12 protein-coding genes are annotated in these 13,157 nt (G+C 57.5%); 5 read left to right on the top strand and 7 right to left on the bottom strand.

Translation table 11 applies throughout. The features are described 5' to 3' along the window. Positions 1–63: 63 nt before the first annotated feature. Positions 64–771, bottom strand: a complete 708-nt coding sequence (locus tag EIK79_RS09475; RefSeq protein ID WP_124954878.1) for a fumarylacetoacetate hydrolase family protein — start codon at positions 769–771, stop codon at positions 64–66. Between the two features lie 173 nt (positions 772–944). On the opposite strand from EIK79_RS09475, the gene EIK79_RS09470 reads away from it, so the two are divergent. Further along, complete coding sequence (locus tag EIK79_RS09470) at positions 945–1,733, top strand: hypothetical protein (RefSeq protein ID WP_124954877.1); 789 nt, start codon at positions 945–947, stop codon at positions 1,731–1,733. A gap of 215 nt (positions 1,734–1,948) precedes the next feature. On the opposite strand, the gene EIK79_RS09465 is transcribed toward EIK79_RS09470, so the two are convergent. The 3 genes from EIK79_RS09465 to EIK79_RS09455 form a co-directional block, all read right to left on the bottom strand. Further along, a complete protein-coding gene (locus tag EIK79_RS09465; protein WP_124954876.1) occupies positions 1,949–3,409 on the bottom strand; it encodes a J domain-containing protein in 1,461 nt (486 codons plus the stop codon). 68 nt (positions 3,410–3,477) lie between these two features. Then, entirely contained in the window at positions 3,478–5,058 is a 1,581-nt protein-coding gene (locus tag EIK79_RS09460; protein WP_124954875.1) for an Hsp70 family protein, read from the bottom strand. Positions 5,059–5,231: 173 nt separating this feature from the next. Next, complete coding sequence (locus EIK79_RS09455) at positions 5,232–6,584, bottom strand: NAD(P)/FAD-dependent oxidoreductase (RefSeq protein ID WP_124954874.1); 1,353 nt, start codon at positions 6,582–6,584, stop codon at positions 5,232–5,234. Positions 6,585–6,727: 143 nt separating this feature from the next. Between EIK79_RS09455 and pyrB the strand changes: the two genes are divergently transcribed. Both pyrB and pyrI read left to right on the top strand, forming a co-directional pair. Beyond that, a complete protein-coding gene (gene pyrB, locus EIK79_RS09450; protein ID WP_124954873.1) occupies positions 6,728–7,642 on the top strand; it encodes an aspartate carbamoyltransferase in 915 nt (304 codons plus the stop codon). Further along, positions 7,639–8,118, top strand: a complete 480-nt coding sequence (gene pyrI / locus EIK79_RS09445; RefSeq protein WP_124954872.1) for an aspartate carbamoyltransferase regulatory subunit — start codon at positions 7,639–7,641, stop codon at positions 8,116–8,118. Before pyrB ends, pyrI begins: the two co-directional genes overlap by 4 nt. A gap of 17 nt (positions 8,119–8,135) precedes the next feature. Here the strand turns inward: pyrI and EIK79_RS09440 are convergent, their stop codons facing one another. Continuing rightward, on the bottom strand, positions 8,136–8,336 hold the full coding sequence (locus EIK79_RS09440) for a hypothetical protein (RefSeq protein ID WP_124954871.1): 201 nt from the start codon (positions 8,334–8,336) through the stop codon (positions 8,136–8,138). Positions 8,337–8,499: 163 nt separating this feature from the next. Further along, positions 8,500–8,628 carry a hypothetical protein gene (locus EIK79_RS18995; protein ID WP_267900533.1) on the bottom strand — a complete coding sequence of 43 codons (129 nt, stop codon included), beginning with the start codon at positions 8,626–8,628 and terminating at the stop codon, positions 8,500–8,502. 151 nt (positions 8,629–8,779) lie between these two features. Between EIK79_RS18995 and thiC the strand changes: the two genes are divergently transcribed. Further along, positions 8,780–10,204, top strand: coding sequence for a phosphomethylpyrimidine synthase ThiC (thiC, locus tag EIK79_RS09435; RefSeq protein WP_124954870.1), 1,425 nt, complete (start codon positions 8,780–8,782; stop codon positions 10,202–10,204). A gap of 182 nt (positions 10,205–10,386) precedes the next feature. Next, the gene (locus EIK79_RS09430; RefSeq protein ID WP_124954869.1) at positions 10,387–11,208 is read left to right on the top strand and encodes a hypothetical protein; all 822 of its coding nucleotides are present in this window, start codon (positions 10,387–10,389) and stop codon (positions 11,206–11,208) included. A 367-nt stretch (positions 11,209–11,575) separates the two neighbouring features. Here the strand turns inward: EIK79_RS09430 and EIK79_RS09425 are convergent, their stop codons facing one another. Next, positions 11,576–13,126, bottom strand: coding sequence for an acyl-CoA carboxylase subunit beta (locus EIK79_RS09425; protein WP_124954868.1), 1,551 nt, complete (start codon positions 13,124–13,126; stop codon positions 11,576–11,578). Positions 13,127–13,157: the final 31 nt, after the last annotated feature.

The raw sequence follows: 13,157 nt of genomic DNA, 5'->3' as shown, positions 1-13,157 counted from the left end.
CGGTGTGCTCGGCGGTGGACAGTAGGGTTTGCAGTCAGCCGTTCTCGTGGGTGACCGAACGTCTCAGTGAACCGTGTTCCTGAGCGTTCCGATACCCTCATAAGTGATCTCGATTTCATCCCCTGATTCAAGAAGCCCTGGGTTTGCGGGACTTCCAAATGAGACGACATCGCCGGCTTGGAACGTAAAGCGTTCTGAGAGGAACGAGATGGTCTCGGCAGGTTTGAAGAACATCCGTTCGGTGTTGTCCGACTGGCGCTGTTCCCCGTTGATGAGCGTCCGCATCTCGATGCCGACGGGATCGATGTCGGTTTCGATCCACGGACCGAGCGGTGCACTTCCGTCGAAGGCTTTGCGTGCTGTGCGCCGCGGCTGATCTAATGCGTCGAGATCATTCAGGATAGTGTAGCCTCGCACAACGGTATCGATCTCCGATTCCGGAACGTGTGAGCATTTCTGATCGATAACGGCCGCCAGTTCACCCGCGTACGTAAGCTCAGACGTGAAATCGGGACGCTGAATCGGTGTCTCAGGGGCGTGTACCGCAATCGGTGGCTTAATGAAAAAGTCCGGTTCTTCCGGGACCTCATACTCCATCTGCTCTACTTTCTCACCGAAATTGCGTCCCACACAGAAACATGCTGAGGGTTCACATGGTGCACGAAGTTCGTACTCCGTCGGCTCGTATTGATCGTCTTCCGTGATAACCGTCCCGTCGGCGTACTCACCCGTCTCAATCCCGTCCGTCGTTTCGATGCGTGCGAGCTTCATACCGGGTAGTGTTGGTTGAGTGAAATAGCAGTTATCATCGAACGACGCCCGCCGACGCGATTAGACGGATCGAAAGCATTGGTAGCACGTGCCGACCACAACACACGATGTGGTATATATTTATCCACAATACTGTGAAAAATTTATTAGTAGTCTCCTCGCCCATGTGGTGTATGGGCGATACGATGTCCACTCGACGCGGGGTGTTGTGTTCACTTACCGGTCTCACAGCTATCTCGCTGCTCCCTACCACAGCAGGGACTGTTAGTAGTGCTAGGACACGTTTGCAGCCCTCCCGAACGATACCAACGTTCATCCCAGCCGAAGAAGAACTTCTCAGCCTCGAAGAGGCGTCGATCGGTTGGGGCGTCGAAGCGACATCCGGACAGTCCGTTGACACCGAACAGGTCGCACGCACCGCGACGGACCGAGCAACGGCGTACGCCACCGTTCCTACGCAACACACCGGTGAGTTTGCCCAAACGGCAGTGATCGGCGCGCCGTTCACCGTCGCCACCGATCAGCCAGTCGATCTCTCAATCGCGTTCGATGGGCAGTACAAGGGGGCACTCAAAGCGGGCAGAGACTCCTCAGCGGCAGCGAGCATGGTGTATGGGGTCGGTCCGTACGAAGACGTGTACGGGGCTGCATTTGGACTTGACGCGTCGCCCACATTTTCGACAGCGACTATTCATGAACGGAAGCTGTTCGACCAAGCAGTGCGAGACGGCACGGCGATCATTCGCAACGCCATCGCAAGAGAATCCATAGTACTTTCGGCCTCAGAACCAACCACGTACGTCGCATACGCACGTCTCTGGACGAACGGTGAGGCCAGCGCCGCTGACACAACCACGATCGACTTCAGTCCCGACGGTCCGAATCTGATCGAACCGACGGACGACCAGCAGCGAGAGCAGTACAAAGGATTCGTCCTCAAAAACGTGCGAATAACGGCGTAAAATATCACCCGAGACACTAACGTCCGGCGTCATTCCGTGGCTGTGTGCCGTGTCTGCCGGGAAACCCTCGTGTCGGGTGTGTCGCGTGCCTGGGTTCGCCGCGCTGTCATCGCACCCCTAAGGAGGTGTACTCGGGCGGGGACTAACGGCACGCATTCTCACTAACAGCGAAACGAACTAAGCGTTTGCGGGACGTTGCTGGCGACGAGTGTTACCTACTGTCGACCGTACAGTCGTTCCCGAAGCAACGGTTCAGCGCGTCGACGAAGGATGTATACCCCGGTGAGAACCGTGGGCAACAACACGATGACCGTAATCATACCGTTGCGCGTGATCGTGAGTGTTGTGCTGAACGGCAACTGGAGGGGAATCCGGTGGATCCCTGAACCGATCATCCACGCAAAAACAGCGAACGGAGCGGCAAGAACAGCGTTCCAAACTGCCGGACGGACCCGGTAGCCGTGATCGTATCGATCGCTCCACGGCGCCGCGGTGAGGTCTCGACACATCGCTACGCTACTCCAGAGCAGACCGCTTATCAGGGTCATCCCGAGCAGGAAGTTCAGGAGCGTTCCCATCCGGATCGGACCCAAAAGCAACGGATCGACCCACGGTGCTGGGGTGGGCTCACCGACGAGCGAGATCAATCGCTGGAACGTTTCTCCACCGACAGGGGTGAACAACACTCCGATCGCGGTGAACACGCCGAGACCGACACCAACCCACGTAGTGTGTTTGGTGACATCCTCATCGCCGCCGACGAGTAGTCGTAATCCGTTGCCAAACACTGACGGTACCACAACGAAGAACACCCCGAACACTACTACCGACGCGAGAGCAAAGCCGATCCCGCCGTTGACTGCGCCCATCGCATGGCCGAAGGCGATCATGAGGAGACTCACTAGATTCGCACCGATGATCGGCCAGAGTCGTAACTTTCCAGCAGGCTTGTACCGTTCACGCTGTCTAGGTGGTTCGAACGGAAGCGGTGAAACGAGTTCGTATCCGGTGTAGCTGATGAACAGAGAACCGAGTACGATTCCCAGCCCGAACATCGGGTCGTTTTGGGAGTACCCATCGACGACGGAGGGAAGACTCTGTGTGAACGTAAGCACAAGCAACGCCGCGAACACGAGCCGGATGGCTGTCGGTGACTGCACCTTCCCCTCAAGCCACTTCTGAACGAACGGGACGGGATTAGGCGGTGGTTCCGTGATCGCCCGAACGAACAACGCTGTCGTTTCCCGGAATCGGTCGGCAACCCATTCGATTTGTTCGCCCAGCGTCGGATCCACGCGTTCGGTACTTGCAGTCCGTTCACGCTCGTGGGTCCGGGTTCGCGTCCAACGGTTCGCACGCGTCCGTGTCCACCACCGATCGTTCTCCGAGCCGCGCTCGTGGCGGTCACCGCTCGAATTCGGACTTGCGCTTGCATCTCGTGTCTCCGCTGTTCTTCGTCGGTTACCCGTAGCGCGTTTGCGATCGTACGCGGATCGCTGTTCTTCGTCCGTCAACACCTCCTTGGCTTCTCGGATCTGGATGATCTTCTGACGAGCGTCTGGCTCGTCGCTCACATCCGGATGGTGGCGCTTTACTTGCTCGCGGTAAGCCTTCCGGATTTCCGATTCGGAAGCGTTCGGACTGACGTCAAGCAGCTCATAATACGATTCGGTCATGCTGGTCGGACTATGGATGTCTTACACCCCCGTTAACGCTCATGCTCACACTTGTTCACCTCTGTATCTTATTTGGTCTCAGGCAAGTTCTGTTGCATGACAGAGAGTTCGTCATCGGTGAAACCAAACACCGATTGAATCTCGATTGCATCACCGATCTCGTGATCGACATCCCTTGCGCTTACGTTTAAGATTCCATTCTCATCAAGCATAAATTTGACTTCAATGTTCGGTTCCCCTTCAGGCCGTTGTGGAATCGGTCCGAGTTCGAACGAATCGAGGAATTCGTTTTCTTCAAGCCGATCGTTGTGTCCCTGGTACACCGGAATTTCGATTTCTGTTTGGTTGTCTTGTGAGGTTGTCGTCATATACGAATTCCGAGCGGGGATCGGAGAGTTCCGTTCGATAACGACGTGGTAGTACGGTTCGTACGTCTCTCTATCGATCAACTCCACACCGAACGACTGTGGAGTGACATCGAGCAACACCACGTTGTCCGAAGCCCGAGTGGACGACGGCTTAGTCGGTTGTGTACGTCGGTGTGCCTGTGTCCACTGTCCGGGGAGCAACTCCCCATCGAGGATCGCCGCTTGGGCTGCTGCGCCGATCGCCACGGCTTCGTCGGGGTTGATGCGTTTGGATGGCTCGACACCGAACCGATCTTCGATCCGCCGTCTGACCTGTGGCATTCGCGTCGCGCCCCCGACGAGCAGGATTTCATCAATCTCGGATCGATCGTAGCCCGCCTGGTTGAACAGCGTTTTACAGCGTTCAATCGTCGTATCGAGCAGCTCCCGTGTCATCTTCTCGAACGTATCACGGTGGAGCGTCTGCTCGATGTCGCTGGTACCGTCGTCGTGTTCCAAAAACGGGATCGTGATCGTCGTCGAGCGTCGGTTCGACAACTCGTGTTTCGCTGTCTGTGCCGCATCGAACAGCCGTTCCTCCGCGAGCGGCGTATCTGCGACCGAGACACCGTGGTCGCGTTCGATTCGCTCTTCGAGCCACTCGACGATGAGCGCGTCCCAATCGTTTCCACCGAGACGGGTATCGCCGTTGGTGCCAATGACCTCGAAGACGCCGTTAGTGATCTCGATCAACGAACTGTCGAACGTCCCGCCGCCGAGATCGTACACCAACACCGTCTTGTCCTGAGCCGTTTGGAGTCCGTAGGCGAGACAAGCCGCTGTTGGTTCGTTGATGATCCGGTCGACTTCCAACCCAGCGAGCGCTCCAGCGTGTTTCGTCGCCTGGCGCTGCCGGTCGTTGAAGTATGCTGGCACCGTGATAACTGCGCTCTCAATGGAGCGATCCAGATACGCTTGTGCATCGCGTTTCAGCTTCCGAAGAATGAGTCCGGATATCTCCTCCGGTGTGAACTCACACTCCCTCGACCCAAGAAGGATCGTCTCCTCTGTTCCCATGAAACGCTTGACAGCGAAGACGGTCCGGTCCGGGTGAGCGACAGCCTGATTCACCGCCTGTCTGCCCACGAGGGCCTCGCCGCTGTTCTCATCGAATGCGACTACTGACGGTATCGTTCGGTCGCCTGTCGCTGCCGGGAGTATGTTGATATCGTCATCTTTCGCGTGCGCGATCGCACTGTTCGTCGTCCCGAGATCGATGCCGATAGTTGGTGTCCCCGTCATATCACGTGCTCACAGCTTTTCCGAATCCGTGTCACGGTGGCCGGTGCTTCGCTCCGATACATCCCAGATCGATCTCACGTCACTGCCAAATACTACCGCAATGAGTTATCAATGTTTGTTTGTGTCCTCGGGAAGTTGTGCTGGTCGAGCGGTCGGTGCCAACGCACGCTATTTCACTGTTCGTACTGTTCCTCTCGGATCTGAACGTAGCGATGGTTCCGGTACCCGAATTTCGTCCATCCGTAGGATCCGAGTAGGCCAAGTCCTCGGAGACCGGATGTCAGTGCTTTCTGGGTGTGATACTCACCGTCGTTCAACATTCGACCGACGGCGCTGAACGTGCGATCCCAATCAGCCGGCTCGTGTCCACGCACCACATCAGCGAGCGAGACGTTGCGGAGGATTTCGTTTCCGATAGCGTGTTTCCATTCGGAGTTGTACGCGCGTAACGCTCCGAGCGCGGCCAGGCGGCCAGCGATCTTCCCTGTGCGGACCGCGACGTGGTCACCTCCTTCGTGAAACGCCGACGTTGCTCCCATCGCCCCACCGACGACTGCGATCTTCGCAGCCGTGGGTGAGTCGATCGGTTGCGTCGAGGAAATCGGATACGTCTCGGTCCCGTTTCGTTTCCCCCGGTCCTCGACGAGCGGAAACGCCGCATCAATGTCGTATTCATCGCCGTACTCGCGTTCGAGCAGCCGGCGGATGTACGCGTTGCCAGCTGGGACCGTCTCGTCGCTCTCTTGGAGGAGTGCATACTCCTCGCGGTGCTCAACAGTTGAGAGATCGAGTCCGATCGGCATCGTGAGACCGACGCGGGCGACCGTACCGTCGTTCGGAAACACCCATGGATACGCCGTGTGACCGGGAATGACGCCCCACCAGAATTCGAGCAGATTCTCCTCGAACACCTCTTCGGGGAACTCGCGGTGTTCTTGATAGGCGATATGATTCGCTCGCGTGGAGGCGAGTCGGTCAATCGTATCCCCGGACAGCAACGAACCGAGTACACGGTTTGTGACGGTGCGCTGTGGGCCATCAGCTAAAATGAGATATTCGGCAGTGACCTCCTCACCGTCCCGCAGCGTGAGATCATGTCCTCCCTGTGGATCGATATCGACCCGGTGAACACCGTTGCCGACGCGATAGGTCGCTCCAGCGTCTTCGGCCCGTTCGCGCAGCCAGTCGTCGAATCGCGCCCGATTAAACGTGAAACCGAAGTTCGGATACGAGCTCTCGATGCCTGTTGATCGTATCGTCATGTCTTCCGTCGGTCCGTGGAAGACGGTCCCCTCCAACTCGCGGCATTTCACCCACTCGGGAACCGTTTCGTTCAAATCCATCAGATCGACCCAGTAGTCGAGCATACCCGCAGCGTCGGTCGAATCCGGTCCCGGCTGCTCTCGATCAGCCCGAGGGACCCCTTTTTCAATAATGAGTGCGTCCGCGTCGTTTTCGGCAGCAGCGGTTCCCGCAGCAGTACCGGCCGGACCCCCACCCACGACGGCCACATCCACACGTTGCATAGCAGTAGTTGCCCACACCGAACGAGAAAACGCCTTCGCTCTCCCGCGATGATTCACCCACTGTTCAGGATGGATCGAGAACCCATGACAGTGATCCGCGTCGGTCGGGAGATTCAAGACAGTTCATACCCCCCTATCGAACGATGCGTTCCGAGCACGTTCTCACCACGAAAGAGCTATCGCGGAGCGATATCGAGGCGGTGCTCGACCGAGCCGTCGACATCGCCCGCGATCCCCCGGATCGATCGCAGTACGAAGACACGATACTTGCGTTGCTCTTTTTCGAACCGAGCACACGAACGAAAATGAGCTTCGATACCGCCATGAAGCGTCTTGGTGGGACAACCGTCGATCTCGGTCCCGTCGGCTCGTCGAGCGTCACGAAGGGCGAAAGTCTCGCCGACACCGTCCGCGTCATCGAGGGCTACGCCGATGGGATCGTCCTCCGGCACCCAAGCGAGGGTGCCGCGAAAATGGCCAGTGAATTCGTCGATGTCCCTCTCATCAACGCCGGCGATGGAGCGGGTCACCACCCGACTCAAACACTGCTCGATCTGTACACCATTCGGGAAAACGTTGGCTTCGATGATCTGTCGATCGGGATCATGGGCGATCTGAAATACGGGCGAACCGTTCACTCACTCTCACACGCGCTTACGAAGTTGGACGCACGGCAACATTTCATCAGTCCGGAAAGCCTTCGATTGCCCCGATCGGTTCGATACGATCTCCATGAAGCTGGCGCAAACGTGCGGGAACACACCGAGATTGAGGACGTGCTCCCCTCGCTAGACGTGTTGTACGTAACCCGAATCCAACGCGAGCGATTCCACGACGAAAACGAGTATCGAAAGGTTGCCGGCCAATATCACATCACTGCGGAGCTCCTCGACGAGGCTGCCGACGACCTCATTGTGATGCATCCACTCCCACGAGTGGATGAGATCGCTCCCGATGTTGATGAAACGGCGCACGCGAAATATTTCGAGCAAGCCCATAACGGTGTTCCCGTCCGAATGGCGCTGCTTGACCTACTACTCGGAGGGATCGACCAATGAGCGATCACTCAACTGACAACGACCGTGAACTCCGCGTCAGCAAGATCGAAAACGGCACCGTTATCGACCACGTTCCGGGGGGACAGGCTCTGAAAGTGCTTGCGATCCTCGGTATCGATGGGTCAGGTGGGGAGACCGTCAGCATCGGTATGAACGTCCCGAGTAAAAAGCTCGGCCGGAAGGACATCGTGAAAGTTGAGAGCCGCGAGCTGAGCCAAAACGAGGTGGACGTGATCTCTCTCATCGCGCCCGACGCCTCGATCAACATCATCCGGGAGTTCGATGTTGTCGAGAAGAGTCGCGTCGATCGCCCCGCGACTGTAACTGACGTGATCGCCTGTCCGAACCGCAACTGTATCACAACCCAAAATGAACCTGTCGTCTCCAAGTTCGACGTGCTCGACGACGGTGTCAGGTGTATCTACTGTGACACTATCGTGCGCGACGATCTCGCTGAGCACATTCAGACAGAGTGACGCCAGCGCGATAACCGCTACTCCTTTATCATGTACTTTACTTCGGCCATCCGGCGCTCGCACCTGGGACATTTGCTCCATGCCCCCGGATAGGGACGAGTGCTCTCAGAAAGGAGTTCACACGACGTACACCCATACAGGGTCGGAGTGTCGTCTTTAAGACTGGCCCACTTTTCGGCGTCGATCGTACACTCCATCTCTTCGTTCACATACGTCATCACACGGACGTTCACACCGTCATCTCTCACGCCAGACGACCGGTCCCTATCCATGATTATAACTACTATACGCCAGTAGTATTTTATATTGTTGGGATATGCAAATATAATAAGGTGATTAGTTGATCAGTTAAGAGGAATGGTAGTGTATCCAGCATCCCTGTCATCCATGCCACTGCGGGATAAGCATCCCACAGTCATCACATACTAAACATCCATCCTCGTACTGGTCCTCAGCGTATTCGGTCACGTTTCCGCTTCCACACTCGAAACACTGTTTGAAGTCTGTCATCATCAATGAATGGTGATTCTGACGTATAGCTGTTCCTAACCGGCGAAACGTCACTCTCGTTAGGAAACACCTGACAATACACTTCCTCTTATTTATTCCTATGATCATGCCACAACAATGTTTATCACTCAGTGATACCACTAGGTGTTTGATGACGCAGCTACAGCGAGCACGCGACGGTACGGTGACGGCGGCGATGAAACGGGTTGCTGAGCGGGAGAACAGGAGCGCTGAGTTCGTTCGTGAGCAGGTCGCAACGGGTCAGGCGGTCGTTCCCGCGAACCACAACCACGAGTCGTTAGATCCGATGATCATCGGTCGTGAGTTTGCTACGAAGGTGAACGCGAACATCGGCAACAGCGAGACGACGAGTAGCCGCGAGGAGGAACTCGAAAAGCTCCACACGGCAGTTCATCACGGGGCTGACACGGTGATGGATCTGAGCACGGGTGAGGATCTCGATCCCATTCGGGAGATGAACATCGAGTACTCACCGGTTCCAGTGGGGACGGTGCCGATCTACGAGGCGCTCAAGCGGGCGGGCGACGTTGCGGAGATCACCGCTGAGTTACTGCTAGACGTGATCGAAAAACACGCTGAACAGGGTGTCGATTATCAGACGATTCACGCTGGGGTGTTGATGGAGCATCTTCCCCTGACGGAAGGACGCACGACCGGGATCGTCTCACGGGGAGGATCAATCCTCGCTCAGTGGATGGAAGAACACGGCGAGCAGAACCCCTTGTACACGGAGTTCGAATCGATCTGTGAGATCTTCCACGAGCACGACGTGACGTTCAGCCTCGGTGACGGGCTTCGACCGGGGAGCCTCGCGGACGCGAGCGACGCGGCCCAGTTTGCCGAACTCGACACGCTGGGTGAACTCACGCGAACGGCGTGGGAACACGACGTTCAGGTGATGGTCGAGGGACCTGGACACGTCCCGATGGACCAGATCAACGGGAACGTTGAGCGCCAACAGGAGGTGTGTGACGGCGCTCCGTTCTACGTGCTCGGACCGTTGGTGACGGACATTGCACCGGGATACGATCACATCACAAGCGCCATCGGTGCGACCGAAGCCGCCCGTGCCGGGGCGGCGATGCTCTGTTATGTAACGCCCAAAGAGCACTTGGGGCTCCCCGAAGAGGATGACGTGCGCGAGGGGCTGGCAGCCTACCGGATCGCCGCTCACGCTGCTGATGTCGCCAACGGATTGGCTGGCGCGCGCGACTGGGATGACGCGCTCTCACAGGCACGGTACGCCTTCGACTGGCGCGAGCAGTTTGATCTGGCGCTTGATCCCGAGCGGGCGGAGTCGTATCACGATCAGACACTACCAGGTGACAACTACAAAGACGCGCGTTTCTGTGCGATGTGTGGCGCACAGTTCTGTTCGATGCGCATCGATCAGGACGCCCGCGACGCTGGCGATCTCGACGCCCTTGATTCGCTTGATGCGGCGAGCGAGCTTGAGACGACTTCCGCAGCGGAAGTAAATCGCCCGCCGGTCGGGACCCACGAGACGGAGCAACTCTCCCAACTGTCGCTCGATGAGTATGCGGCCGACAATTGAGTAGAAAATGATTTAGCGGTTGGCGCCGATAAGTAGCGTGATGTCCAAGAAAATACTCGTTGCGTTCGCACTGGTTGCAGTCGTCGTTGCTGCGGTCGCCATGAAACGGTAATCGCGCTGACGTACAGACACCAACTTTTCCCGAGCGAACGACTTACCCGATGGCTCCGTAAACCCCTGGTATGTACGGCGTCATCACCCGTAACGAGGGGGAGCTAACGTGGCCGGAGTTCGATACGGCATTTTATGAAGTGAAATCCGTCTCGGGACGGGCCGAGACTCCACAGCCCAACGCGGTGAACGCGGTATCGTGTTTCGCTGACAATGCTGCTGCGCGCGATTCACCCGATATCGTTCCGGTGAACGAGACGGGCGACCGCGCTACCCGGGAGCAGCAGTATTTCGACTGGGCGCACGTTTGTCCGAGTCACGAGCGGTACCGAGCAGGGCTGTTAGAGACGATCGAGGAGTGTGCTACTGTCAGCGACGATGTCAGACTCGACGATGTCGGGTTTCCCAGAGCGGAGTACTGTCACTGCCATCGGTGTGAACAGGCCTTCGCGGACAGCGAGTACGACGATCGTTTTGCGTGGCGCGCGTCAGTCATCGAGTCGTTCATTCGAGCGGCCCGTGAGCGCGTTCCGGGACGACTCTACCTCACACTCTACCCCGATCCGTATCCAGACCACCTGTATCAACGAAGCGGCATCGACGTGACCGCACTCGACTGTGTCGATGAGTTCGTCGTCCCGCTCTATGACACGGCGTACGCCACCACATTCTGGCTCGAAATTCTTGCCAAGGGGTTTGTCGATACACTTTCGACGCCGTTTAGCATCGAACTGTACGCCGTCAACGTCGACATCGACAACCTCATAGCAGCGAGCGAAGTCGCACAGACGTATGCGAAGGACGTTCTCTTTGGTTACGACGCGAGCACGGCCCGAGCAGCACTCCGCCGGCTAAACGCTGCTACCCAAGACGGGAAATCGTACGAACCGTAAATTTCTGATAAGATAGCATTTGACAACCCACCCCTCCACTTCTCCCCATCCACGTCTCCCCTTTGTCATATAACCAACCAAGGATAAGCCACAAAACACTTATGGGTATCAGCCTCTTTTGCACATGGATCGGGCGTCGCATAGACACACCCCCCAAGGCTGACATCCCAGGGCTCATCGACCCAAACGGGTTGGATGGCACTCATCTCCGTGTCCGACGTTCCGATTCCCCCCTCTCCCAACCGATACTTTCTCTCACTTCTCTTTGACTCCGGAACGGGTCATATACGAGATCCGGAGCTGGTCTGACGGCAGAAAAGATAGCCTTCGAGAGCAGCACACAGGCGCGTAGTCCGCTACCAGAGCGTTACAGAGGAATGTTTCCGTGTTTTCTGGACGGACGATCAGTGCGCTTGCTCCGAAGCATGTCGAGATCCGCAATGAGACGCCTGCGTGTTTCTGGTGGTTCGAGTACATCGTCCACGTAACCCTGATCCGCGGCGGTGTAGGGATTCGCAAAGGCGTCGCGGTATTCATCGATGAGTTCTTCTCTCCGTTCTTCGACGGCTTCAGCCGCGTCGAGTTCATCGTCGTAGAGGATGTTGACCGCGCCCTGTGGTCCCATCACAGCAATCTCCGCGGTCGGCCACGCGTAGTTGACATCCGCGCCCACGTGCTTTGATGCCATCACGTCGTACGCACCGCCGTAGGCTTTCCGTGTGATGACCGTGAGCAACGGGACAGTCGCCTCTGAATACGCGTACAGCAACTTCGCCCCGTGTTTGATGATCCCTCCGTGCTCTTGGTCCGTGCCGGGCATGAACCCCGGCACGTCGACGAACGTCACGATTGGGATGTTGAACGCGTCACAGAAGCGGACGAACCGCGAGCCTTTCAGACTCGCGTCGATGTCGAGCGTCCCCGCGTTCGCTCGGGGTTGGTTGCCGACGATCCCGACGCTGTGGCCGTCCAGTCGGGCGAATCCGGTGACGATGTTCCGAGCGAACTCGTCAGCGACCTCGAAGAACGAATCGGTGTCTACGACGTGATCGATGACCGCTGTGATGTCGTAGGGCATCTGTGGTTCGTCGGGGACGATTTCAGTGAGTTCCTGATCGGCCCGCTCGGGATCGTCCCACGGCTCAACGCGCGGGGGATCCTCGACGTTGTTCTGCGGGACGTACGACAGCAGCCGCCGGATGTTGTCCAACGCCTCTTTCTCTGCGTCTACCGAGAAGTGGGCGACTCCGCTCTCGCTGGCGTGCGTCTGTGCCCCACCAAGCTCCTCGAACCCGACCTCTTCACCCGTGACCGTTTTGATCACGTCCGGGCCGGTGATGAACATGTGGCTGGTCTCTTTGACCATAAAAATGAAGTCCGTGATGGCGGGTGAGTACACCGCACCGCCGGCACAGGGTCCCATGATGGCCGAGATCTGGGGAACGACCCCGCTTGCGAGTTGATTCCGGTGGAAGATGTCTGCATACCCCGCCAGCGAGTCGACGCCCTCTTGAATCCGAGCACCGGCCGAATCGTTCAATCCGATGATCGGCGCACCGACTTCCATCGCCCGGTCCATCACTTTACACACTTTCTCAGCAAACACCTCACCCAACGAACCACCGAACACCGTGAAATCGTGGGCGAACACGAACACAGTCCGGCCCTCAACGTCGCCGTAGCCGGTCACGACGCCGTCACCCGGTATCTGCGTCTCCTCCATATCGAAGTTGTGACAGTCGTGGGTCCGGAGCTGGTCGAACTCCTCGAACGTCCCATCGTCGAGGAAGTAGTCGATGCGCTCGCGGGCCGTCATCTTTCCTTTCTCGTGTTGGGATTCGATACGTTCCTCGCCGCCGCCGAGCAGCGCGCGCTCTCTGCGTTCGCGCAACGCCTCAATCTTCTCATCCATGGTCATGGCTGAATACCGTGGCTTCCACCACCGAAAG

Source organism: Halocatena pleomorpha (genome assembly GCF_003862495.1).
GTDB classification, from domain to species: domain Archaea; phylum Halobacteriota; class Halobacteria; order Halobacteriales; family Haloarculaceae; genus Halocatena; species Halocatena pleomorpha.
This window is presented reverse-complemented; position numbering and strand designations above follow the sequence as displayed.

What these genes read in the sequence shown, in the direction of transcription:
- EIK79_RS09475 (WP_124954878.1), bottom strand. Translation starts at nt 771, where the DNA reads ATGAAGCTCGCACGCATCGAAACGACGGACGGGATTGAGACGGGTGAG.
- EIK79_RS09470 (WP_124954877.1), top strand. Translation starts at nt 945, where the DNA reads ATGGGCGATACGATGTCCACTCGACGCGGGGTGTTGTGTTCACTTACC.
- EIK79_RS09465 (WP_124954876.1), bottom strand. Translation starts at nt 3,409, where the DNA reads ATGACCGAATCGTATTATGAGCTGCTTGACGTCAGTCCGAACGCTTCC.
- EIK79_RS09460 (WP_124954875.1), bottom strand. Translation starts at nt 5,058, where the DNA reads ATGACGGGGACACCAACTATCGGCATCGATCTCGGGACGACGAACAGT.
- EIK79_RS09455 (WP_124954874.1), bottom strand. Translation starts at nt 6,584, where the DNA reads ATGCAACGTGTGGATGTGGCCGTCGTGGGTGGGGGTCCGGCCGGTACT.
- pyrB (WP_124954873.1), top strand. Translation starts at nt 6,728, where the DNA reads ATGCGTTCCGAGCACGTTCTCACCACGAAAGAGCTATCGCGGAGCGAT.
- pyrI (WP_124954872.1), top strand. Translation starts at nt 7,639, where the DNA reads ATGAGCGATCACTCAACTGACAACGACCGTGAACTCCGCGTCAGCAAG.
- EIK79_RS09440 (WP_124954871.1), bottom strand. Translation starts at nt 8,336, where the DNA reads ATGACGTATGTGAACGAAGAGATGGAGTGTACGATCGACGCCGAAAAG.
- EIK79_RS18995 (WP_267900533.1), bottom strand. Translation starts at nt 8,628, where the DNA reads ATGACAGACTTCAAACAGTGTTTCGAGTGTGGAAGCGGAAACGTGACC.
- thiC (WP_124954870.1), top strand. Translation starts at nt 8,780, where the DNA reads ATGACGCAGCTACAGCGAGCACGCGACGGTACGGTGACGGCGGCGATG.
- EIK79_RS09430 (WP_124954869.1), top strand. Translation starts at nt 10,387, where the DNA reads ATGTACGGCGTCATCACCCGTAACGAGGGGGAGCTAACGTGGCCGGAG.
- EIK79_RS09425 (WP_124954868.1), bottom strand. Translation starts at nt 13,126, where the DNA reads ATGACCATGGATGAGAAGATTGAGGCGTTGCGCGAACGCAGAGAGCGC.